This window comes from Sphingobacterium sp. UME9 (genome assembly GCF_014170215.1).
Classification (GTDB): domain Bacteria; phylum Bacteroidota; class Bacteroidia; order Sphingobacteriales; family Sphingobacteriaceae; genus Sphingobacterium; species Sphingobacterium paramultivorum.
The window spans coordinates 386,810-409,661 of record NZ_LZZP01000013.1 but is presented as its reverse complement, the minus strand read 5'-3'; the positions used below and the strand labels follow the sequence as shown (position 1 = coordinate 409,661).

Below are 22,852 nucleotides of genomic sequence, written 5' to 3'. Positions count from 1 at the left end.
TTATCTCTACTGTATGAAATCAGGAAGAAATAGAAGCAGGAAAACAAGAAAGAGAAAGAAATTTGTACCTCCTCCAAAAATGAAAGGAGGTACAAATAATAAACGCTTATCAACGATGACAAAGTGTTTGCTGATTGCTTTTGGAGTACTCGTGTTTATCGTATTGCTCATGCTATCGACGGTGTTGTCAAACATGGGGGTATCGAAAGAACATGTCCCTTAATAGCACAACAATATGAACTATTTACAAATATTTTTTCCCGGCAATTCTTTGGCTTCCTGTCATGTTGATAAAGGCTTTCCCTTTTCGGGAAACTGCTATCGTAGAATTTAATTTAATATAATCAATGAAAAAATATTTGAAAGAAACACAAATTCTTGATTACAATCACCCATCGATACAGCGTATTGTTAACCAAAGGTATTGGAAAGATTTTGATACAATTTTTAGAATTAAAGCAATATATAACTATGTAAGGGATGAAATAAAGTTTGCTTATGAAAGCCATTCAACATCAAGTTCCTCCCAAGTGATTTTGAACGGGTATGGAGACAACAATACAAAATCAATTCTATTGATGTCATTTTTAAGGGCAGTCGGCGTACCAACTCGTGTACATGGATTTATTGTCAGCAAATCGCTAATAGCGAGTGTGCCGAAAGACATCTGGTATAAAGTTCTGCCAAACAAATTCAGACATAGCTTGGTGGAAATATATGTTGAAAGTGATTGGTACATTTTAGAGGGGATAATGTTAGACAAGGATTATTTGGACGGACTAACTAAAGTATATAATGAACCAGAATGCGAAAACCTGTTCTTGGGTTTAAAGGCGAGCCAAGAGGATATAGATTTCGAAAATCTAAAAGTCAACCCGTTATTGAAGAAATCCATTATCAAACAAGAATACATATTGGAAGACTTGGGCGTATTCGAATCTCCTGATAAATTCTATTTTCGGTATCCAAAACAGAGTAATACCATTAAGATTTTTTTTTTCAAAAACCTTGTACGACACTTACTAAACAAACAGATTGATAAGATAAGAAAACGATAATGTTCAAAGAACCTAAACCTTTAAATCTGATAGAAGGTAGTAAAATGTAAAAACATTAGCTACTGCCTGTTTTAATTCGAATATCCAATGTCAATATTTATTATAAAAAGTATCGTCCACTATTCATTACACTTCCTCTTTCCGGGGTTGGTCGCCTTTGTGTTTTACAAAAGGGAATGGAAAACCGTTTGGATAATTCTACTACTGACAATGATTGTTGACGTTGACCACTTGATTGCAAAACCGATATTCGACCCAAATAGATGCAGTATTGGTTTTCATTTTCTGCATTCGTATTATGCAATAGCTGTATATGCTTTAGCATTCCTATTCGGCACTAAAACAATCAGAATTATTGCACTTGGACTATTACTACACATGGCAACCGATTTTCAGGATTGCCTTTGGTAATAAAAAACAATATTCCAATATATGAAAACAATATTCTCAATAAAAATAGCTACAGGGCCTTTTAAGACCTTGCGAAATGCGACATTCGCAAGGCTTTATTTTGCGCAAATCGCAAGCCTGTTTGGTGATGCTTTTACGTGGTTGGGCTTAGCGTTGCTAACGTATGAAATTAGCCCCGATAATGCAGCCGCCATATTGGCATCGGCTCTTACACTACGGGTAACGGCGTATATCATTTTCTCGCCCTTTGCAGGTGTGGTATCTGAAAAGTTTCAGCGGAAACAAATACTATTAATAACACAGTTTGCAAGAATGGCAATCGTATGTATGCTTCCCTTTGTTAATGCCGAATGGCAATTGTACGGATTGATATTTGCATTGAACCTATTTGCTGCATTCTTCACGCCAACATACAGGGCTATTATTCCGCAGATAGTGGACAAAAAAATATATAGGGAAGCCAACGGATTATCAATGGCTACGTTTCAGTTGTTGAGTGTTTTCGGACCTGCATTGGCAGGTATATTTGCTGTATGGTTAGGAGCCAAACAGATATTCTTCGTAAACGGTACAACCCTGTTAGTCGCCATACTTTTTATTATCTCTATTCCTAAAGCATCGTTGCAGAAAGGTGTAAGCACCGATAATACAGCATCCCAAAAAACGTGGAGCGAAGTATTAAAAGGCATACGGCTACTGTTTGCAAATAAGATTGTGCGTTTTGCACTGAGCATTGAATTTATATCAGCTATTGCAGGTGCAATGGTATTGGTCAACACCGTTGGCTTGGTAAAAACATCCCTGCAATTGGATGATAAGCATTACGGATGGATAATGTCAATATTTGGGGTGGGCGCAGCTATTACGGCATTTCTGTTGGGCAGTTTAGATAAGACCAAAACACGCAGTATATCCCTGATAAGCGGTGCTGTTCTGATAGGCATAGCCATAAGCCTTGCCAACTTCGTTCCGTACAACGGATTGCTATTTTTATGGGTTTTGGCAGGTATCGGGCAAACACTTGCCGATATGCCCTCTGAAACGTTGATAGGTGAAAATATAGAACCCCGAGACCAAGGCAAGGTATATGGTGCGCATTTCGCATTTTCCCATTTATGGTGGGCAATAGCTTATCCAATAGCTGGTTTTTTCGGTACAAAATTTCCCGATAAAGAGTTTTTATATGGGGGTATCCTTACCCTAATCTTAGCTATGATAGCTTTTGTTCTTTTTAGGGTATCAGCAAAATCTCGAAGCGAAATAGAGATAGAAAAAGGATTAAACAAAAAACAAAGTTAATACAGTTGAAAAAAGAGTATAAGAATACTACTGTACAAAAAGAAGCCCAAAAACAAATATCTCCCTAAAGATGAAAGGTATAGATATGACTAGCTAATAGTAAAAAATAAACTAATGCAAAACAAATATCAGATAAAATCAACGGTTCAATTTCCAGAACAAACAACTATACCGAAAGATCAATCGGATAATATCATGTTTGATATTTTGCAGGAGAACGTTGTTGGTAACAAAGCTTATTGTGAGGAATTGATAAACAAAATTATTAAACTTCCTTATGCTAAACTGCCCGATTTTTTTTCACACCATTGCTTTTTTGTAGCAGACCCCATCAAATGGCTTAATAAATTTGAAAAACTTATAGCAGAAAACGAGGAACTGTTTGTCAGCACTACCAACCGAAGTAGAATGATAAAATGCTACACCATCATTGAAAGTAAGCGGAAAGAAATAGAACAGACAGACTATAGACATAAGGCGGCTAAATTACCAATGCAATATGTAAATGCTGAATGTGAAGCACGATACTTTTCATTTAAAGAAACCAAAAACAGATTGACCGAATTGCAGGACTATACCGAAAAAATTATGTTCCTCACCAAAGAAAAATTTGATTACGAACAAGCCAGTATTGACTTTATTAATCCCAAATTACCCGATTATTCGGATCAATGTCAAAAGGAAATAGATCAAATCCAACACATCAACCGTCTAACAAACGAATTTTCCATTGCGCAAATGCAGAAAAAAAAAGATATGCTTCCATTCAGCAAACTAAAAATAAATTGTAACATCAATCAGTTGGTGGATATTTTCTATCAATTGAACAGAGAATTGTATACCAATGGTAAACCAGTCATAGATGGCAATGTAAACGACTTTGTTGCTATCCTTGTAAATTCATTTGTAGACAAGAATGGTAAAGAACTAAGTCCTCAAACCATCAAAACAATATTTACTCCATCCAAAGCCGATAAACGGCCTAAATCTTATAAGAGAATAGATATTGACAAGATGCTGTAAAGCAAAAGTGTCCTATAAGACCATTTCGGGACTTTTTGACTTTTTAATGTTTCTGATTTTTGTTTCTCGTATGTACAAAATTAATTTGATTTCAACGCTATTCAATATCATGGTCGCATTAAGAAGTATTAATTATGAGGGGAAATTTTATAAGTTGGCTTTATGTATTGGAAAAGAACTTACATCCAAATGTACTAATCAAGACTGCCGAGCATCATTTAGGATTCACTCGCTATTTTGATGACCTAAAGGAAAGCACACAACGATTTAGACCCTATTTTTTAAGTTTGGTCGGTAGTTCTAAATCCGAAAAAAAAGCAATTCTATTGCAGTTGACAATCGTTAGTAACACTATACATAATTATATGGTTGGTATGACAGGATCGTGGAATGAATATTCATTTTCTACCGAAGTACACCAGCTTTACCGCCAAACGCTCACCATACTGGAATCACTTTTGGAAGCCAGCGAGAGGATCGACAGGCATATTTTATCTGGTCTGCCTTTGACGGCCTATTCCATTCCAAGTATCCGTATGGAACTAAGAATAAGATTACGTGATTTACACAGTCTGGTTTCCAGATCAGATGTTGATCCCGTATTGGGAGAATTGGTATTAAATAAACTAAAGTTATTAATCGAACGAAAGGGAATGAACCGATCGGATGCGGAGTACGCATCACTGATTTTGGAAGAACTGAAAAAGTTACAGCCCTTTACCACAGTTGAGGTGGAAAACCTATTGTATCAGTACGATTTCAATACCCCGGCTTTTTTCAACTATTGCGCAAAATGCTGTAACCGCCTAATGGTGGACACACCAAGTTTACATGAACAATTAGAAATACTAATTGGATTGGAAGACAGAATCAGCAGCCTACCGGCACGGTGTACATCAAGATGGATGGCAGAAGATGAATCCATTAGAGAACAAATAAGGACACTCCTTGCAGAGAAGAAACAATATATCCAACAGCGAATTGAATTACGACGATTGGAAATACAAGATAGTAAACTTAGTGAACAAACAGACCGGATGCAGGTTAATCTACCCGTGGCTCAATTTGGACTTTTTATAAGGTTGTTTATGGAGAAAGGATTATTACCCAAAGAAGAAGTAGGTAAGACTTTTGCCTATTATGCCCGACATTTCAGTACGCCAAAGACACCTTTTATTTCTGCCGAAAGTTTACAAAAGAAATCAACCGATGTGGAATTTTCCACTGCAAAGAAAATGAAAGGTCATCTTATCGGTATGGTCAATTGGCTGAACGAGCATTACAACGTTTCCAATCACAGAGATTCATAACTGCCTGCGCTCAAACTCGTCAAGAAGTCCTTGCTTTTCCAGTATCTCCAATAAAGTAGCATACCAGATATAGTTGAAGCCTTTTTTCTTTCGTAAATCGGGCAATTTCATATCCATAATGTCTCCGAGCGTTTCCAAGCCCATACCTTTAGCTTGCTTAACGAAATCGGTATCTATGTTCAATGCCGTAAGGGATATGTCAGAGGATGTCATCTGTTGATCTGAATTATAAGGTGAAAATTAATCATAAATATTCTTATCCCCACAAATTTAATATACCAAATCTTAAATATGAAATATACTTCATAACATAGCAGGTAATTATGTCGCAATTTCGTTATGTGAAGCACATACGAAATGACGATATAATTAAAGCTCTTGGCCAACGGGTCAGAGACCTTAGGTCGGAAAGAAAGCTAACGATGGAAAAGTTAGCCGAATTTTCCGGTATCGACTATCGTCAACTTTCCTACATCGAATTAGGCCAGACCGACCCTGGTTTAAGTACCCTATATGCCATAGCTAAAGGGCTCAATATTTCTCTCTCCTTTTTGATGGATACGGAATCTCTCCGCTAAAATCCACTCTTCTTATTTTTCAAAAAAACACACTTTATTTTTAATCACGCATACATTTTGACATGGGGGTGAAACGTTTCTTTCACCCCTCTTCACTGTTTTTGCCTTATGCCGTTTTCGTGCTTTGTACCTGAATGGGAGAATAACCCCATCTGGAAGTATGAGGTACATGGAATTGGCAACGCTGCTAAAAAATGCAGCCGAACAAGGAACAGCAAATGCAATCAAAGATGAACGCCCCGTTCCAGATCAGTTGACCAAAGCCGATGCTTACCGCCTGTACGGTCGGAGCAATGTGGATAGATGGCTCCGTGAGGGGCTGATCTTTGCCCAACAACCCACCGACACTTCCCAAATCTTTCTTGACAGATCAGAACTCGAAGCCGTTGCGGCTTCGAGCAATCGGATCACCTACCTACCCGTAGCGGACAGGTAAACGCATCCGCTGCGATAGCGGAGCATGGACGGTCTTTGACATTGAGGAGTGAAACATTATCCCATGAGGAACGGGAAATTTTGCGAAAGTGAGGTAAGCCAATACTTGGCGATACCAATATACTGAAAGCGCATTGGCAGGCGATAGCCCGGTCCGTACGGACTGACGTGAGTAGCTCCGACAACTTACCCTAATCGGCAAGAGCGGATCATTTCGGGTTCGTTGCCCGTTGCCGGTTCCGACATGGGAAGACCCAATTCCCTTTATCAGTAAACCATCAAACCCCAAGAAGCTATGAATATACTATTGACACCGCTGCAATTGCAGACATTGCTTTCTTATGCCGCCGAAATGGGCGCAAAACTGGCCCTGTCCAAAACTGGCCATATCAGGCCATACCTCAAAAAATCAGAAGCATTCAAACGGTACGGACGAAAAAATGTAGAGCATTGGATCGGTCTGGGACTGATTACCCCACGCAAGGACGGCGACCACTCCGCAGCATGGCGGATCGACCGCATGGAGATCGAAGCCGTAAGCAAATCCCGCGAAGCCATGCGCTACCTGTAAAACCTATCCATCACATCAAAAACATTTCTTATGACATCTTACAAAAGCCACACACCATCCAACGAACCGTTGACCCTCGTTTCCCTGCTCAAAGGATTGGGGCATGAACCCATATCGATCAATGGCGATGAATTTCAATACGCCAGCGTATTCGGAAAGCGAACCAATAACAAAGTAGTCCTAACGGTCAATCAACAATTTAAAAGCTGGTTTGACAGCTCACTTGGCAAAGGTGGAAATCTTATGGATTTTGCCCGTACCTATTGGCCCAATCTTTCCCCCGAACGGATCGAAGAAAAACTTAGTGACATACAAACCCAATCAGCTAAAAAAGATAGACCCCTGCGCAAACGGAAAGCAACCAAGATACCCGATTACCATGTCGCCCATACCCGCCCATTGGGATACAACAATGAGGTTACCGATTTTCTGATGGAAAGCGGCCTTTGGGAACTCGCCGATCTGAACATCCGGGAAGTCTATTATTATGTCACTGACCAAAAGGGTAAGCGCAAGGACTTTTGTGCCGCAGGTTGGATGAATGAAAATGGAGGTTGGGAAGTGCGCGCCCAAAATTATACGGGCTGTATCGGTACAAAGGGAATGACCTTTATTTCGGTAAGCGGGTCCGTGCTTGCCATATTCTCCGAATATGTGGACTATCTGAAAAGACGGAATGACAAGCATCTGCACTACGCATCGGTACTGATATTAAACCATCCCGATTTTTTGTCCGCAGCGCTGAAACGTGCCAGCCATTTTGAAAAGGTACTGCTCTATATCGATGAAACGAGGAACGGCTACCAATCGGCGACGGAAGCATTCATTGAAAAACTACCACATATCGAAGTTATACCCATTTAATTATCCAATCCCTGCTTATGTCAAAATATGTAAACGTGGACGATCTCCGAGAAATCCCAATTTCGGATTTTTTGGCTCGGCTCGGTCACCATCCGGCACGAAAATCCGGCAAGGAACTTTTCTACCACAGTATGTTAAGGGAGACCAAGCAAGATACGCCATCCCTCACGGTGTGGGACGAGGGAGGAAAATGGATCGACCGAGGTGGGCCGAACTCGACAGGCATACAGGGCGGTAGTATCGTCCAGCTCGGCCTTGCCTATTGGCCACAGCTTTCCTTTGTCGAGGTACTTGGCAAGATAAAGGAAACCTGCGATATGCAAGTCTCCATGATACCAGCCTATAAACCCGTCCGATCCACTACGGAACAGGAACAAAAAGGATACACCTTTGAACTTGTCCGAACGCAACCCATCGGCAGAAACTTTGTCTTGACCAAATACCTTGAAGCACGTGGGATATTGGACGTTGCAAATGGACACCTGCATGAAATCTATTACAGAAATCGTCTTGACAACGAAAATAAAAGCATTTTCTACGCTATTGGTTGGAAGAACGATTTAGGGAACTGGGAATTTAGCAATGCCAAAGGATTCAAGAGCAGCATCGGTAAAAAGGGAATTTCTGTTATACCCGGCAATCCAAGCCATGCCGTTCTATTTGAGGGATATATGGACTACCTAAGTTGGCTCAAAGTAAACCGCCCAGATCCTGCACCCACCGCCATTGTCCTAAATTCGATTGTTCAATTAAAGAATGCCATTGAACGGATCAAGGGCATACCCATCGTGGACGTGTATTTCGACAATGATGATCCCGGCCGTAACTGTACCCAAAGGTTGATCGAAGCCGTACCACAAGCTAAAGACCGATCCGGTGTATATCAAGGGTACAAGGATTACAACGATATGTTAAGGGATGCCATAAATGAGCATGAAATCCATCACCAACGGGCAGGCCCCGGACGGTGAATTTCGGATGGGCTGAAAACGGTTATTCCGATATATTGATAACCACATATACACATAAATGGATATACCGACAGCTATCTATGTAACTATCCGAATATACAGTTATACGGATAGACCTATATACCGATATTTCGATAGCAACCTATACAGATATTCATATATCCCGATATATGTATATCCAAACAGGTAGCGATACGGATATATGTATAGGTACGTATCGGTTTATCCGTATAGGCACATATACAGTTATTCACATAGATACTTATACCGACATACAGCTATCCGTATAGATAGCTGTATTTATAGCCATACAGCCGATCAGATATATAGATCATCAATTGCTATCCCCAAACCTATGTGCTAAAAACACGCCCCAATCCACTTTTTTGCCCGTTGCGGTATAACCCCTCTTTTTTGTTTCGTATTGTGCAAGTTGTGTTTTTGTACGTACGGCTCTCGTACCTCGATGCCGTACCCACAAAAACCAACTTGCCCCGGAACAGACCAACTCCGATGGAGCAGGGCTGCACCAGGGTAGGAATAAGGTCGCAACTCCCTTTTTCTCCTTCCAAGCGCACCACATCCGCCGACAACGGCGAAACATCCATAAACCTTTAAAACTATTACCATGCTAAGACACGTTAGCCTTTTTTCAGGCATCGGCGGTTTTGACATCGTCGCTTCATGGATGGGTTGGCAGAACGTTTTCTCTTGCGAGAAAGACCCTTTCTGCCGAACTGTTCTCAAACACTATTGGCCAAATACAACACACTATGAAGACATCTACGATTTTAGGGCAACTCACTATCGAGGGCACATCGACATCATCACCGGAGGGTTTCCCTGCCAGCCATTCAGTCAGGCCGGACGGAGAAAGGGGGCGAAAGATAACCGTTACCTCTTCCCGGAGACTATCCGAATTATTAAGGAAGCACGACCGGAGTGGATCGTTCTTGAAAACGTTACTGGTCTGTTCACCATTCTCGAACCCGATAGTCTATCTGAAATGGAGATCAAAGCGATTGAGCTTTTTTGTCAGGACGGTGAACAACCTGCAACAAGCACCATCATCCGACTCCAACGACGAGTTATCGGAAGCATCATTTCAGAAATCGGAGCAGCAGGATATGTACTTCCGACACTTGAAGACGGCACGCCAGTCATTTTGTGTATTCCGGCTGCTGCCGTTGGCGCTCCACACCAACGGGATCGGGTTTGGTTTGTTGCCCACGCCGACCGCCACCGAGATAAGCAACATAAAAACGACAATCGAACAGGCAGAGGACAGGCGACGGCTAAAGGACAGGAAGAACGAGAGAGGCAACGGCGGTCAGGTCTCCTTGACGGATTTTCTGGTGTACCACGCCCTGATCTCCCTGTGGAGCCCGGCAGAGGACTTAGCCGAGAGGATGCCCCAAGAAATACAGAAGCGTTTGCTGAAAGTACTACCAACAGCGGAGCAGATCGATGGTACGAAATTCCCCTATGGACGGGATGGCCAACTGAATCCCCGTTTTGTGGCCGAGATGATGGGCTTTCCGAAAGACTGGACAGAGTTACCTTTCCGACATGGTGTGCCGAAAGCATAAAAGCCTACGGAAATGCCATCGTTCCGCAGGTCGCCCTTGAAATATTCAGGGCGATACAGTCCGTCACCCTCAACCAAAAAGTACCATGAAGAACAGCATAAAAAAGAGGAAGCCCGCATCCCATGAACAACGATCCCGACGTTTTGAACTTCGGTTGAGCGAAGCAGAACGCACGCAGTTTCTTGATCTTGAAAAAGCACTTGGTCTAAGCCGTGCGGACATCGTGCGTATCCGGGTACTCCAACATTCCACAAAGATGCTGGTCAATACTGCCGAAATCATGAAACTACTGGACAGTATCGGTACAGAGATCGGCCGATCCGGCAACAACATCAACCAATTGGCAAAACACGCCAATACCCTGCAACAACAGGGAATGTTACACTCCGCGCTGATCCGTGACCTTGCGCCATTGCTAACAGAATATATCAGATTGCAACGGAGGTTGGAACAGTCCATTCGGCAGCTCATCAGGCATATAAGGGGGCAGACATGATCGTCAAGATACTCGACCCGTCCGCTACGTTCAAAGGGGTGCGCTACAATACGAACAAAGTGGACAAGGATAAGGGCGAACTGATGAAAGTGGCAAATTTCGGTGCTTTGCAAGCCCTGCAAAATCTCCGTCCAAAAGATTACGTCAATTATCTGGAAGCCCAATCCGCAGCCAGTAGCCGCACGAAATACCCACAGCTCCACGCGGTCATTTCCTGCAAAGGACGTTCCCATAGTAAGGAAGAACTAACCACCATCGCAGAGCAATGGTTGAGCGGTATGGGCTACGGTGAACAACCCTATCTCTTGGTATTCCATAAGGATACGGCAAACAACCACATTCATATTGTCTCCACACGGGTAGGCCGAGACGGCAAAAAGATAAACGACAGTTTTGAGAAAATCCGTGCCTACGAAGTGTTAAACCGTGTCGTTGGCGTGGACGAAAAGCAACAGGCCAATAAGGACATCGAAAAGGTTCTGGATTATAGTTTCTCCACACGGGCGCAATTCATGATGGTGCTTGAAGCGCAGGGTTATTCCCTCAAACTGTCAGATGGGAAATATCAGATCAGCCGTTACGGCAAAAGACAAGGCACGGTTTCTTTGGAACAAGTGAACACCAAAATCGGTACTTTCAGCAAAGACATTAATCGGTTGGCACAGCTCCGAGCTGTCTTTGCCAAGTACCGTAACCAGTACGATCCGGCGGTCGTCCATGTTCCGGCCCCACTTCCCGGCAATAGGCCGTCCGCGCCATCCGGCTATACGTCAGCAATGGCGCAAATGCTATCGGACAAATTTGGGGTACAGATCATATTCCACGGTAAGGACGGGAAACCGCCATACGGCTACACGATCATTGACCATTCGAGAAAAATGGTCTACAAAGGAAAAGACCTCATGCCATTGACGGAATTTATCACACCATCGGAAGACAGACACGAAATATCGCCTAAAGCGGATATAAAGAAACCTACTGTAAAAGGATGGGTATCCCAGCCCGAAGAAATAATCACCGAAAACGGTTATGTGCAATCAGCCAAAGACGACTTAACAGAACCAACCGAAAAAGAACGGAAATCGGTATCCCAAGAGACCGCCAAGGTTACGGACTATATACATGAAACGACCGCCCAATGGATAACGAATATCCAAATCGATATTTCCGACGACATCGACGACGAGGCGATCCACGGGCGCAACCGTAGACGTAAGCGCAAAGCCCGGACGAATACCCGTTGACACTCCTTTATCAACAACATCATTAAACCCCATGCACTATGCTCATACTTATAGGAAACCAAAAAGGCGGGGCCGGAAAAAGTACGCTCACCCTGCTGCTCGCCAATTACCTGACCCAGCAACAAGAACGGCGGGTTACGGTACTTGATATGGACTATCAGCAATCCCTTTCCGCCAAAGCCGAGAAAGCAAAAATCTTGGAAAATGAACCGCTGTACGAAATCGTTCCTGCCGACCTCAGCCATTTTCCGGCAATGCAACGGAAGTTGGAAAAATCACGGAATGAAATCGTACTCGTAGACCTGCCGGGCAAGATGGACGATGACGGGTTGATACCCATATTCGCTGCCGCCGATGCGGTACTATGTCCGTTTGCCTTTGACGAATTTTCGGTGGATTCCACATTGCTGTTTGCAATGGTCATCGGCAGGATCAACAAGAGAGCGCCCCTCATTTTTGTACCGAACCGTATCAAGAACACCGTCAAATACGAGACTCGAACGGAAGTCGAAAAGGTACTGCGAGGCTTCGGTACGGTCGCCCCCGGTCTGCCGGATCGCATAGACTTCCAGCGGATAAATACGTTCCAGACACCGATCATCCTGTATCCCGTTGTGCTGCCGCTCTTAGACCTGATCTATGAACAATACATTGCTAAGGAGGAACCATTATGAGCGGAATAAAAAGCCTAGCCGACGAGCTTCGGGATTCCATGCGGAAAGACAGACAGCCGCAGACTAAAGAAATCCCCACGGAACAGCCCCCAAAGGATACGCCAAAGAAAAAAGCGGAAACATTGGAACACCTATTTGAAAATATCCTAAACCATGAACTGACCGGACGGGAAAGATTATTGATCCGCTTGGACGACAAGACCCTTTTCCTGCTCAAACAACTGAAAGTTGCCAAAGGCATCGATATGAACAAGATCATTGCCTACAGCCTGCATCTGTTTTTAAAGACCCACCCCGAAATTTCCCGATACATCAAAGAACACATTAAAACTCTTGATCTATGAACTGGACACAATTCCTGCTCGGCGTTATCGCCGTCTATGGCATCTACTATGCCCTCAACGTACTGTATGACCTGTTTATCCACCGCCGTGCTCCGACTACGGGCGATGGCGGAAACGAATTGGTATTCGATGAAGATTCGCCGCCCGAAAAGGTCATTCCCAAGCCAAGCCCAAAAGAACATGAACCCACGGCAAAAGAGGGAAAAGCCGTTATCTCGTCCGGCCCCCTGCAATCCACGGGAGGCATAACCATAAAGGAGCTTGTTTCGTTCGCCCAAAACAACGTAATCGAGTACACCAAAGCCATCCCTTATTAATCCGTTATGCGACCGATCCGTTTTTTGACAGTATCCCTTACTGTCATTTTTTTTGCCCTGTACGCAACCGCCCAGCCCGGCCTTGCCGAGTTTAGGGAAGTGCGCAAGGAAGTCAATACGTGGTATTACAACTTCTCTGACCTTGCCTTTGTCATCGGTGCCGTGTGCGGACTGCTCGGCGGATTGCGGGTGTACAGCAACTGGCAGTCCGGTAAGCACCATATCGATGCGCAGGTCATGGGGTGGTTCTTTTCCTGCCTGTTCCTGTCGCTCGTCGGTGCCGCACTAAAAGCCCTTTTCGGGGTGAACTAACAGCCCAATCATTTTTCATTCACTTTTTATCCATTATCTCTATGACAGTAAACACTAAAAAACTGTTTGCAATGGCCGCGCTTGGCCTTTCCGCGGTCCAATCAACATTCGCACAAGGCGGTACAGTAGGTATCGATGCCGCCACATCTTCGCTTACCAGCTATGTCGATCCGATTTCAACCCTCATTCTCGCCATTGGCGCGGTCGTCGGTTTGATAGGGGGAATACGGGTGTACATCAAGTGGAACAGCGGAGATCAGGACATCAATAAAGAGTTGATGTCGTGGGGCGGTTCCTGCCTATTCTTGGTACTCGTGTCGGTGGTCATTAAAGCGTTTTTCGGCGTATGACACACGGGCGTTATCCGATTTATAAGGGGCTTCAAAAGCCCCTTATCTACCGAGGTTTCAAAGGAAAGTTTATCTATTGGGGCATAGGTTCCCTAATCGGCGGTCTGGCCATCGGCGGACTTATCGGCGCAATGACCAATCTCTTTCTCGGTGGCTTCGCAACCCTTGCCCTAATGGGTGCAGGACTTGCCTATACATTCATGAAACAAGGTGACGGTCTCCATGACAAAACCCGCCACCGAGGTGTATTTATCCATCCTGCCCATTTATCGATCAGCTATGAAACCGATCCCGATTTATCGGGTGAGCTCTCATCGGCCATTAAAAACAAACAAACTGATGAAAACAGAGAGAAAGACAACCTTTGAAATGCCCTATGTGGGTATTGACCATTATCAGGGAATGTCGGTACTGTACGGCGACCGTGGTGATTTTTCAGTCGTTATGCGATTGACCAATCCCGTCTTACAGTATGGCGCCGATCCCGAAGCCTATACCGTTTTCCAACAAGTCTTGCTGAACGTCATCAAGATACTTGGCGAGGGGCATATCATCCAAAAACACGACGTATTTATCAAACGGAAATACCGCCCCAAACCCGCATCCGAATTTTTGGAACAGAAATACCAGGAACATTTTGAGGGTCGGGAATACACCGAGATCAGAACCTACCTAACGGTGACCCGTCAGGTCAAAAAAGGGGCATTCTATACCTATGACAAAAAAGTGCTGGTCACTTTCGGGCAGAACATGGCCAAAGTCCATGACCTGCTTTCGGGCGCTGCCCTTAACCCCTCATATCTTACGGAAGCCGAAATAAACCGCTTTGTAAACAGGGTGCTCGGAATGGAGTTTGAGCAACCCCACATCACATTGGACAATCTCCGCTGCGAAGACCGTCAATTGCAAATAGGTGACCGAGCCGTTCGCTGTATCAGTATGGTCAACACCGATTCGGTTGACCTGCCCGAAAAGGTCGGATCGTTCACCGCCAGAACCGAAACAAACGGTATGCGTGATTTTCCGGTAGACAACCTTTTTTTCCTGCACCATGTTCCGGGTTACCGCACCATTATCTATAACCAGCTATTGGAGATACCCAGCCAACAGATCACGCTCGGTAAACTTGAAGTAAAGCGTAAAAGGCATTCGGGCGTACCCGATCCGGCCAACCTGATGTGCGTAGAAGATATTGATCGATTACTTGTAGACGTGGCCCGTGATAATCAACTATTGGTACACGCCCATTACTCCATGATCGTATGTGCCGATACGGACAAGATCGACAAGACGGCCAATTTTATTGAAGCCGCACTTTTCCAACAGGGGATCATTCCCTCACGCAATGCTTACAATCAATTGGAGCTGTTCCGGTGTGCTTTACCGGGTGTTGGCGTGGAGCTGAAAAAATACGATTGGTTCCTGACTACCGCCGATGCCGCCCTCTGTTTCTTTTTCAAGGAACGGCTGCCTACAGACGAGCCATCCGAATTTCTGTTAAGGTTTACCGACCGTCAAGGTGTGCCCGTGGCGATAGACCCATCGGATTTGGTTATGAGGACAGGCCGTATAAAAAATCGTAATCGCTTTGTTTTAGGGGCATCAGGTACGGGTAAAAGTTATGCCATAAATACGATCTGTCAGCAGTACCTGCAATACAACATGGACGTGGTGATCGTGGACGTGGGGCATTCCTATTCCGGTCTTTGCAGTACCTACGGGGGCAAGTACATCACCTATTCGGAAGAAAAGCCCATTACGATGAACCCCTTTGCGATCAGCGAGGAAGAATACAACATCGAGAAAAAGGATTTTTTGATAACGTTGATCTGCCTGCTCTGGAAAGGTGCAGAGGGTACGGTTACCACAGTGGAGCGAGATGTAATCTCCAACGTTATTTCAGCCTATTACGCCCATTATTTTGATAAGGCCACCGAAAACCGTATAGACAAACTGGACTTTAATTCCTTTTATGAATTTGCCGTTCGGAAAATCCCCGATATAAGGAATGAAGAAAGCATAGCTTTTGACGTAGAGGAATTTCGGTTTGTACTAAAGAAGTTTTATCGAGGGGGCGAATATGAAGCCATATTGAACGAAGATGCTGACCAATCACTGTTCAACGAGCAATTCATAGTCTATGAAATTGACAATATACAGAATAATAAAACGCTCCTGCCGATTGTCACGCTCATAATTATGGATCTGTTCGTACAAAAGATGCGCCACCGGAAGAACCGCCGGAAAACGCTGATTTTGGAGGAAGCATGGCGGGCCATTTCGTCGCCCATGATGGCGAATTTCCTTTTATACCTGAACAAAACCGTACGGAAATTCTGGGGTGAAATCATCGAGGTGACACAGGAGATCAACGACATCATCGGCAATCCCATTATCAAAGACAGCATCATAAACAATTCGGACACCATCATCCTGCTGCAACAGAACGAAGCCGATTTTAGAAAGGTTGCCGAATTGCTTTCCATCAACGAAGCCGAACAGAAGAAGATTTTCACGATCAACCGTCTGGACAACAAAGACGGACGTGCCCGTTTCAACGAGTTCTATATCCGGCGTGGAAACGTCGGGGAAGTTTACGGCGTAGAAGTCAGCATTTACCACCACTTGGCGTTCACGACCGAAAAGCCCGAAAAAAGTGCAGTAGAGATTTACGCCAAACATCATGGCAGCTACCCAGCCGCCCTAACAGCGTTCGTGTCCGACATGGAAAAAAGCGGTCTTGCATTGGGCGATTTTGTGCAAAAGGTAAACCAAAATAATGCACCTGTTGAAACAACAAGAGAATACTTTAAACCCGATTTTACATGAGACGATTTATTGCAATAACGATCCTGTCCTTTGCTGTATTTTATGCAAGAGGACAGATTTACATCGACCCCGCCGTGGCAGCCGCAACGGGTGTCCATGCCGGAGTAATGAACAGCCAGCTCAACAACGTAAACGACAATCTAACACTAATCCAACGGGGGCAGATGGCGGTAACAGGCCAGCTCCTGATCGTGAACGATTTACAGGATAAGATTTACAAGGGATTGAGCGAAGTATCCGGCGTTGTCCGTTCCCTGCTGACCGTAAAGGACATTGCCAATATTTCCCTTGACATCGTTAACGACGTGGAAAAAGCAATGAACATCGCAAGGGGAAATCCGGCACTCCTATTATTTGCCGAAGCGGGCGCAAGGGAATTTAAGACACGGGCGACCAACCTGTCCGCCGAGGTCAGCGCCTTTGTGCTGAAAGGTGGAAAGGATAACCTGATGGATTCAGGCGAACGGGCAAAATTGCTTAACCGTATAAGAACGGAGCTGACCATCCTGCGGGGCGTAGCATTTGGGATGCACCGAAGTATGTATTGGGCGAAGCAACGCGGTATTCTTAACTCCCTCAATCCATACGCTGGTTTTATCAATATCGACAAACAGATTGCCGATGACATTATCCGTAATTCAAGATTGCTCAAACGATGAGATACGTAATCCTAACCCTATTGCTTTTGGTCATCGCCTTGACCAGAGCAAACGCGCAGCTCAACGTGGAACTGCTCCACCAATTGGTAGCACACAGTAAAGACGAATACGACCGCCAGATCACCGCACGGAACCGACAGGCTATTACCACGGCTAACGAGGAAGTAAACAAAGAAGAAACGGCAAAACTCAAAACCCGTTACCGAGAACTGCACAGCCGTTTTCAGGTTTTGGGAACGGCATTGCAGGGGCTTAGCATGGGGCTGGAATCCGCGCCAATCGTAACCGACATCATAAACCAACAAAAGAGGATTTTCGGCATCGTTTCCGCACACCCCGAATTTCTGTTGCTCGCCATTGATGCGGAAAGGGATATGGCAGAAAAAGCCGTGCAATTGGCCCGTTACCTAACCGGGCTTTTTATCAGTATCGGCGACCTCAACCAGATGAAAGCGAGCGACAGGAGAATACTGTATGGACACGTCCTGCAGGAGCTTAGGGCAATAGCCGGAGCATCACGGGGGCTTGCAGTTACCATGTACTATTCGACACGGAAAAAACTGCTTGATTCCCTAAATCCGTTTTCGGGTTACATCAATGAGGACAAGCGTATAGTCGATAATATTCTAAGGCAATTGGAGGAATTTAAACCATGAAGAAACAACTTATATCCGTGCTGTTTATATGCTTTTCGACACTTGCCTTTGGACAAAGCTATGTAACCATTATCTATGATGCCAAGCACCTCGCCATCGTAAACGAGAACGGTGCGGTCAGGTTGGTTTCCGAACAGGCCCATAACAATATGTTGGGCAATATCCGCGGACGGATCGACGATATTAACGTCAACCTATCTTCGGTGGTATTGGTACAGAACATGATACACCGATCATTGACCGAGGTGGATCGGGCGTTGAAGTCCGGCCGTTCCGTACTCCATATTTCAAGGCTTGTTCAGGACATTGCCACGCACAGCACAAAAATGCTGGAAACCGCCAAAGGAGAACCGTGGTTACTGCTCTTTGCCGAAGACGTTGCCCGACAGCTCAAAGACAGGGGAATAAGCCTTGCTACCGAAGTCTCCGATTTTGTTCTCCAAGAGGGAAAAAACGTATTGATGGACTACGAAAAAAGAGACCACCTCATGCGGAAAATCATTTTGGAACTAAAAGTTATACGGGCATTGGTATTCAGTATGGAAAGATCAATGTATTGGGCGAAAATCAACGGTGTACTGAAAATGGCAAACCCTTACCGCAATTTCATCAACATGGACAAACGCAAAGCAGACTTGATCATACGAAACTATTATCTACTAAAGGACTGAACATGAAAAGAATATTTATCACCGGCTTACTGCTGTGCCTGTTTTCCATCACCGGAACGATGGCGCAGAACGTGAAGCGACAGACCGACAAACATATCGTGCATCAACAGGAGCGCATGGTTCATAAGCAATGGGATCGAAAGAAGTTTACACCAACAAGTGGTTTTCTCGGTCTAAACTATCAATACTGGCTCACCTGGGCGTGGCATCCCAATTACCCCAAGACCGACCGCCGTCCGTTGAGTGGTACAGGCCCGCAAACCCTGCGCATGGGTATGGTACTGGCCATGCAACAGACAGACGAAGCGTATAAAAAACACGCGGACACCATCCGAAATGTAGCGGTCACCGAAGCCCTTAATTATTCCGGTATGGTCACGGATGCCGACCCTTTATGGCTTCTTTATTACCGCAGGGAATTTGGAAATCTGATCGATGATACGGACACCAATCCGCTCGCCGGACTTTCACCGGGCGTGAGTGATTATTTGAGGAACAAAGGTCTGTTGGAATGGTACAACGAAGAACGTGCGGAATTGAAAGAACGATTGGGAGCTGCCCGAACGACCACGCTTGACCGTGGTAGCCGCATCATGGCTTATCATCGTTTACTTGCGGAACACCGGAAACTTCTGTCCGCATGGGAAGCAAAAAAGAACTATGCCAGCAAATTCCTTTTATTGAGCAAAAGCCGTGACCGTCTGCAAAGTGAGAACCCCGATCTGCCGGAGTTTGCAACGGATCGTTCCGATGTACAAATTGCAGAGGACATCCTAAAAAGAACCAAATAACCAAAATCAGATTACTTTATGGACTTTATCAACATGACGGGGCTAATGCCCCGTTTTTTATTGCAGGGAAATCCTGTAAATGTGCCGGACTCTTTTAAAGACACGTTCAACTTTTTGCAAGGGAACGGTGTCTATGAGGAGGGTGTAATGCACTTTCTCAAAGGCATGAAAAACACGATATGGACGCACTTCGACACGTTCATAACCGATGCACAGGCCCTTGCTGCCATTTTCATGCTCATATTCTTTGCCATCAAATCCTACGAAATGATGGCGGGCGACAAGAAAATGGAAATCATGCCGTTATTGCGCCCGTTCGGGCTGGTGATGGTCATCATCTGGTGGGGAACATTTACCCGCGTACTTGCGTATCCGACGGACATCGTTGCCGCCAAAACAGAAAGCCTGTTTGACAGCGGACAGATCGAAGTAAACAACCTGCGCCTGCAACGGGCAAAACTCATGGTCGATGTTGCCGATCAGCTGACCACGATACAGGCCGAGACCGAGGTTGCCGAAAAAGAAGCGGATACGTGGTACGGACAGGCTTGGGATGCGGTCACCTCAACCGTAAAGGAGGGGTTTTCGACCGTATGGAATACGGTTACCCAGATCAGGAACAGGATGCAGGTAGGTTTTCAGCTATTGATGACATATACACTGGAAACGTTGGCGGTTTGGATACTGCGTATTTGCGTTTACATTATATTCATTATCCAGATCATCTATTCGACCGTCCTAATCATATTGGGACCCTTTTCCGTCGCCGTAAGTATCCTGCCCGCCTTTAGGGATTCCTTTGGTACATGGATAGCCCGGTTTATCAGCGTAAACCTGTATTCGGGGATTGCCTACCTCGTCATGCACATAGCGAGCCTGTTTCAACAATATGCGATGGAAGCCGAGATTACCCGGTATCAGCAACTCCTTGACAGCACGGGCGACACGATGGAGAAAATGGGCTGGTTTGCGGGCAACGGACTTTTAAGTTTTGGCATCGTCATCGTGACGTTTCTGATCGGAGGATTAACCATGCTCACCGTGCCGAGTATCAGCACATGGATTGTATCGACAAGTGGTATTACTTCGGCCGCAAGCACAATGGGGCGTGGAGCATCCAATATGGGCCGTGCCGCAAGAAAGATAATCGCCAAGTTTTAACCCCTTTTAAACACGCAATGCTATGATAATAAAAAATATTGAAGCCAAGATCAGGCTTGCCACCTTTATTGCCGGGGCAAGTCTGATTGCCGCCGCGCTCATGGTGATGACAGTATCTTTTTTTGCCTACAAACAGGTAGGCAATGCACGTAAATCCGTGTATATACTTGACGCTAACAACGTTCCCATGTCTGCAAGCCAGACCGATGTTGAAGTAAACAGACCCATCGAGTACCGTACACATATCAACCTTTTCCATTCACTATTTTTTACGCTCGCACCGGACGATAAATTCATCGAATACCAGATGCGAAAAGCCATGTACCTGATCGATGAATCCGGTGCATTGCAGTACAACAACCTGCGGGAAAAGGGATTTTTCAATTCCGTGCTATCGTCCAGTTCCGTCCTCACCATCCAGACCGATTCCATCCATGTCGATCCGTTGAAAAAGTATTTCCGCTATTACGGTAAACAGACCATAGATCGGCGTAGCTCGACGGTGATACGCACATTGGTCACGGAGGGCTATTTGCGAGACCTTGATGTGCGTACGGAGAACAATGGTCACGGTATATTGATAACCAGATGGAAAACGCTCGAAAACAAGGACATCAGCTATGTTCAAAAAAATAACTTCTAACCGACCGCCCGACACAACGGTGTGGACAGCTTTTTACAGGGAGTTTGGCAAGTATATCGATGGAAGCATCGCACGTTCCAAACGGTTCCTTGAAGCCCGACCACGTACGGTATTTTTTGCAATGGTGGTAAGCATCCTCGTTTCCGTTGGATGCTTTCTTTTTCTCCCAAAAGAAATACCGCAAAAAGACACCGCACAGCTTTCCGTACAACAACCCTTAATGGACGGAATGGGCGGTATTGTCACGACCGTTTCAGCTCTAAAGGAACTGCTGGAAATCCGTACCATCCTCGACAGTCTGATGGAAAAAGAAAACTTGGACAGCTCCGACAGCCTGCTAATGGAAAGAGCCATCGACAGGATGCAGATCCTCGAAAAAAGATTGGCCGAAGCAAACAAACACCACAATTCACCTTAATACAATCCAAATATGAAGATTAATTTCAGACAACCACGCTATGTGCTACCCCTCATAGTGTTGCCCTTTCTATGCCTGTTCTTCTATGTCTATCGGACAGGTTTTGCAAAGGATGAAGCTCCCCAGCAAGAGGGCGATCCCTTGCAAGGGCAGATTGCCGATGTATCGGAGGACGTTAAGAACCGTGCGCTATCCGACAAACTTGCCGCCTATCGTGAGCAGTACCGTCGTGGTGACGGCTATACGGCAATAGGCCAGTTACAGGAAGAAAGAGCCGAACAATTCCGTTTTGATGAACTGTACAACGAAGAAGAAAAGCGAAGACTTGATTCCATCGAGCGGGCGCTCAAAAACGGGCGACCTGTTTCCACTAATGGAGATTCGGGAAACGACGACGGAGACAGAGCCTTGCAACAGGCCCTTTCGTCATTACAGCGAAAACCCGAACCGATCAGAGAGACGCCGGATAAAACTGATCCGATGGAACTTTTCCGTAGGCAGATGGCTTATGCGGACAGTATGGCAAGAGCGAACGATCCCGACGAACAGGCAGCCCGCAAGGAACGTGAACGGATGGAAGAAGCAAAAAGAGAACTCGAAAACCAGCCCCGCTTGTCTGTTTCCAAATACGGTACAGATCAAGGAACGTTCAACACCATTCGCTCCGAAAGCGACAACACTTTCATACAAGCCATTGTTGACGAAAATATAACAGGTTATGCCGATTCCCGCTTGCGAATACGGTTAATGGATGACCTATTGGTCGGCCCGCACGTGGTCAAGAAAGGCACACACGTCTTTGCAAAAATTTCGGGTTTTTCGGGGCAACGGGTGCTGCTTACGATTACTTCCATCATGCAGGGGAACAATATATTGCCCGTCCGACTGGAAGTCTATGATAATGACGGCTCCCCCGGACTGTACGTGCCTGCTTCGGCATTTAGGGAGTTTAGCCGAGAGCTCGGCGGTAACACCACACAGGGAATTACCCTGCAACAACAGGCCGAGAACAATAGTCAGTTGGTCATGAGTGCCATTCAACGGATGTTCCAATCCACAACGACTGCCGTATCAAAACATATTCGGAAGAACAGGGCCAAACTGAAATACAATACGATGGTGTACCTCATCGATCCGCAGGCACTCCGCCAAAGCCAACAGAATTACAAATAGTAAAA

Annotated in this window: 30 protein-coding genes; 29 read left to right on the top strand and 1 reads right to left on the bottom strand. The window is 45.1% G+C overall.

Annotation, left to right across the window (positions count from 1 at the left end; translation table 11 throughout):
- Positions 1-13: 13 nt before the first annotated feature.
- The 6 genes from A9970_RS20860 to A9970_RS20840 all read left to right on the top strand — a co-directional run bounded on the left by A9970_RS20860 (position 14) and on the right by A9970_RS20840 (position 5,101).
- Entirely contained in the window at positions 14-223 is a 210-nt protein-coding gene (locus A9970_RS20860) for a hypothetical protein (protein ID WP_182983554.1), read from the top strand.
- Between the two features lie 124 nt (positions 224-347).
- The gene (locus tag A9970_RS20855) at positions 348-1,058 is read left to right on the top strand and encodes a transglutaminase family protein (RefSeq protein WP_182983553.1); all 711 of its coding nucleotides are present in this window, start codon (positions 348-350) and stop codon (positions 1,056-1,058) included.
- Positions 1,059-1,145: 87 nt separating this feature from the next.
- Positions 1,146-1,469, top strand: coding sequence for a DUF6122 family protein (locus A9970_RS28560; RefSeq protein ID WP_220801670.1), 324 nt, complete (start codon positions 1,146-1,148; stop codon positions 1,467-1,469).
- Positions 1,470-1,490: 21 nt separating this feature from the next.
- Positions 1,491-2,768: an MFS transporter gene (locus tag A9970_RS20850; protein ID WP_182983552.1), complete on the top strand. Its 1,278-nt coding sequence runs from the start codon at positions 1,491-1,493 to the stop codon at positions 2,766-2,768.
- Between the two features lie 114 nt (positions 2,769-2,882).
- Positions 2,883-3,791, top strand: a complete 909-nt coding sequence (locus A9970_RS20845; protein ID WP_182983551.1) for a hypothetical protein — start codon at positions 2,883-2,885, stop codon at positions 3,789-3,791.
- Between the two features lie 134 nt (positions 3,792-3,925).
- Entirely contained in the window at positions 3,926-5,101 is a 1,176-nt protein-coding gene (locus tag A9970_RS20840) for a hypothetical protein (protein WP_182983550.1), read from the top strand.
- On the opposite strand, the gene A9970_RS20835 is transcribed toward A9970_RS20840, so the two are convergent.
- Positions 5,096-5,314, bottom strand: coding sequence for a hypothetical protein (locus A9970_RS20835; RefSeq protein ID WP_182983549.1), 219 nt, complete (start codon positions 5,312-5,314; stop codon positions 5,096-5,098). The two genes, A9970_RS20840 and A9970_RS20835, sit on opposite strands and share 6 nt — an antisense overlap.
- Before the next feature lie 110 nt (positions 5,315-5,424).
- Here A9970_RS20835 and A9970_RS20830 point away from each other — a divergent pair, with 110 nt between their 5' ends.
- The 23 genes from A9970_RS20830 to traM all read left to right on the top strand — a co-directional run bounded on the left by A9970_RS20830 (position 5,425) and on the right by traM (position 22,847).
- Positions 5,425-5,679 (top strand): helix-turn-helix domain-containing protein, encoded by a 255-nt coding sequence (locus tag A9970_RS20830; RefSeq protein ID WP_182983548.1) that lies wholly within the window; start codon positions 5,425-5,427, stop codon positions 5,677-5,679.
- 160 nt (positions 5,680-5,839) lie between these two features.
- Positions 5,840-6,115, top strand: a complete 276-nt coding sequence (locus A9970_RS20825) for a hypothetical protein (RefSeq protein ID WP_182983547.1) — start codon at positions 5,840-5,842, stop codon at positions 6,113-6,115.
- Between the two features lie 294 nt (positions 6,116-6,409).
- Positions 6,410-6,685 carry a hypothetical protein gene (locus tag A9970_RS20820; protein WP_003005553.1) on the top strand — a complete coding sequence of 92 codons (276 nt, stop codon included), beginning with the start codon at positions 6,410-6,412 and terminating at the stop codon, positions 6,683-6,685.
- A 30-nt stretch (positions 6,686-6,715) separates the two neighbouring features.
- The gene (locus A9970_RS20815) at positions 6,716-7,549 is read left to right on the top strand and encodes a hypothetical protein (RefSeq protein ID WP_182983546.1); all 834 of its coding nucleotides are present in this window, start codon (positions 6,716-6,718) and stop codon (positions 7,547-7,549) included.
- 17 nt (positions 7,550-7,566) lie between these two features.
- Complete coding sequence (locus tag A9970_RS20810) at positions 7,567-8,520, top strand: toprim domain-containing protein (protein WP_182983545.1); 954 nt, start codon at positions 7,567-7,569, stop codon at positions 8,518-8,520.
- Positions 8,521-9,148: 628 nt separating this feature from the next.
- The gene (locus A9970_RS20805; protein WP_182983544.1) at positions 9,149-10,198 is read left to right on the top strand and encodes a DNA cytosine methyltransferase; all 1,050 of its coding nucleotides are present in this window, start codon (positions 9,149-9,151) and stop codon (positions 10,196-10,198) included.
- Positions 10,195-10,605 (top strand): hypothetical protein, encoded by a 411-nt coding sequence (locus A9970_RS20800; protein WP_182983543.1) that lies wholly within the window; start codon positions 10,195-10,197, stop codon positions 10,603-10,605. Before A9970_RS20805 ends, A9970_RS20800 begins: the two co-directional genes overlap by 4 nt.
- On the top strand, positions 10,602-11,849 hold the full coding sequence (locus A9970_RS20795) for a relaxase/mobilization nuclease domain-containing protein (RefSeq protein ID WP_182983542.1): 1,248 nt from the start codon (positions 10,602-10,604) through the stop codon (positions 11,847-11,849). The genes A9970_RS20800 and A9970_RS20795 overlap by 4 nt, the downstream gene beginning before the upstream one ends.
- 38 nt (positions 11,850-11,887) lie before the next feature.
- Entirely contained in the window at positions 11,888-12,523 is a 636-nt protein-coding gene (locus A9970_RS20790; RefSeq protein ID WP_182983541.1) for a ParA family protein, read from the top strand.
- Positions 12,520-12,867: a hypothetical protein gene (locus tag A9970_RS20785; RefSeq protein WP_182983540.1), complete on the top strand. Its 348-nt coding sequence runs from the start codon at positions 12,520-12,522 to the stop codon at positions 12,865-12,867. The genes A9970_RS20790 and A9970_RS20785 overlap by 4 nt, the downstream gene beginning before the upstream one ends.
- Positions 12,864-13,184 (top strand): hypothetical protein, encoded by a 321-nt coding sequence (locus A9970_RS20780; RefSeq protein ID WP_182983539.1) that lies wholly within the window; start codon positions 12,864-12,866, stop codon positions 13,182-13,184. The genes A9970_RS20785 and A9970_RS20780 overlap by 4 nt, the downstream gene beginning before the upstream one ends.
- A 6-nt stretch (positions 13,185-13,190) precedes the next feature.
- Positions 13,191-13,496 (top strand): DUF4134 domain-containing protein, encoded by a 306-nt coding sequence (locus A9970_RS20775; protein ID WP_182983538.1) that lies wholly within the window; start codon positions 13,191-13,193, stop codon positions 13,494-13,496.
- 41 nt (positions 13,497-13,537) lie between these two features.
- A complete protein-coding gene (locus A9970_RS20770; protein WP_182983537.1) occupies positions 13,538-13,846 on the top strand; it encodes a DUF4134 domain-containing protein in 309 nt (102 codons plus the stop codon).
- The gene (locus A9970_RS20765) at positions 13,843-14,214 is read left to right on the top strand and encodes a DUF4133 domain-containing protein (RefSeq protein WP_182983536.1); all 372 of its coding nucleotides are present in this window, start codon (positions 13,843-13,845) and stop codon (positions 14,212-14,214) included. The genes A9970_RS20770 and A9970_RS20765 overlap by 4 nt, the downstream gene beginning before the upstream one ends.
- On the top strand, positions 14,186-16,675 hold the full coding sequence (locus A9970_RS20760; RefSeq protein WP_182983535.1) for a TraG family conjugative transposon ATPase: 2,490 nt from the start codon (positions 14,186-14,188) through the stop codon (positions 16,673-16,675). Before A9970_RS20765 ends, A9970_RS20760 begins: the two co-directional genes overlap by 29 nt.
- Entirely contained in the window at positions 16,672-17,334 is a 663-nt protein-coding gene (locus A9970_RS20755; RefSeq protein WP_182983534.1) for a hypothetical protein, read from the top strand. The genes A9970_RS20760 and A9970_RS20755 overlap by 4 nt, the downstream gene beginning before the upstream one ends.
- Positions 17,331-17,990, top strand: coding sequence for a hypothetical protein (locus A9970_RS20750; RefSeq protein WP_182983533.1), 660 nt, complete (start codon positions 17,331-17,333; stop codon positions 17,988-17,990). Before A9970_RS20755 ends, A9970_RS20750 begins: the two co-directional genes overlap by 4 nt.
- Positions 17,987-18,661: a hypothetical protein gene (locus A9970_RS20745; protein WP_182983532.1), complete on the top strand. Its 675-nt coding sequence runs from the start codon at positions 17,987-17,989 to the stop codon at positions 18,659-18,661. The genes A9970_RS20750 and A9970_RS20745 overlap by 4 nt, the downstream gene beginning before the upstream one ends.
- A 2-nt stretch (positions 18,662-18,663) precedes the next feature.
- Positions 18,664-19,452, top strand: a complete 789-nt coding sequence (locus A9970_RS20740) for a hypothetical protein (protein ID WP_182983531.1) — start codon at positions 18,664-18,666, stop codon at positions 19,450-19,452.
- 18 nt (positions 19,453-19,470) lie between these two features.
- On the top strand, positions 19,471-20,613 hold the full coding sequence (locus tag A9970_RS20735) for a plasmid transfer protein (RefSeq protein ID WP_245153288.1): 1,143 nt from the start codon (positions 19,471-19,473) through the stop codon (positions 20,611-20,613).
- A 22-nt stretch (positions 20,614-20,635) separates the two neighbouring features.
- Positions 20,636-21,256 (top strand): conjugative transposon protein TraK, encoded by a 621-nt coding sequence (gene traK, locus A9970_RS20730; protein ID WP_182983530.1) that lies wholly within the window; start codon positions 20,636-20,638, stop codon positions 21,254-21,256.
- Positions 21,234-21,674: a hypothetical protein gene (locus A9970_RS20725; protein WP_094256622.1), complete on the top strand. Its 441-nt coding sequence runs from the start codon at positions 21,234-21,236 to the stop codon at positions 21,672-21,674. The genes traK and A9970_RS20725 overlap by 23 nt, the downstream gene beginning before the upstream one ends.
- 12 nt (positions 21,675-21,686) lie before the next feature.
- Positions 21,687-22,847 (top strand): conjugative transposon protein TraM, encoded by a 1,161-nt coding sequence (traM, locus tag A9970_RS20720; protein ID WP_182983529.1) that lies wholly within the window; start codon positions 21,687-21,689, stop codon positions 22,845-22,847.
- Positions 22,848-22,852 lie beyond the last annotated feature (5 nt).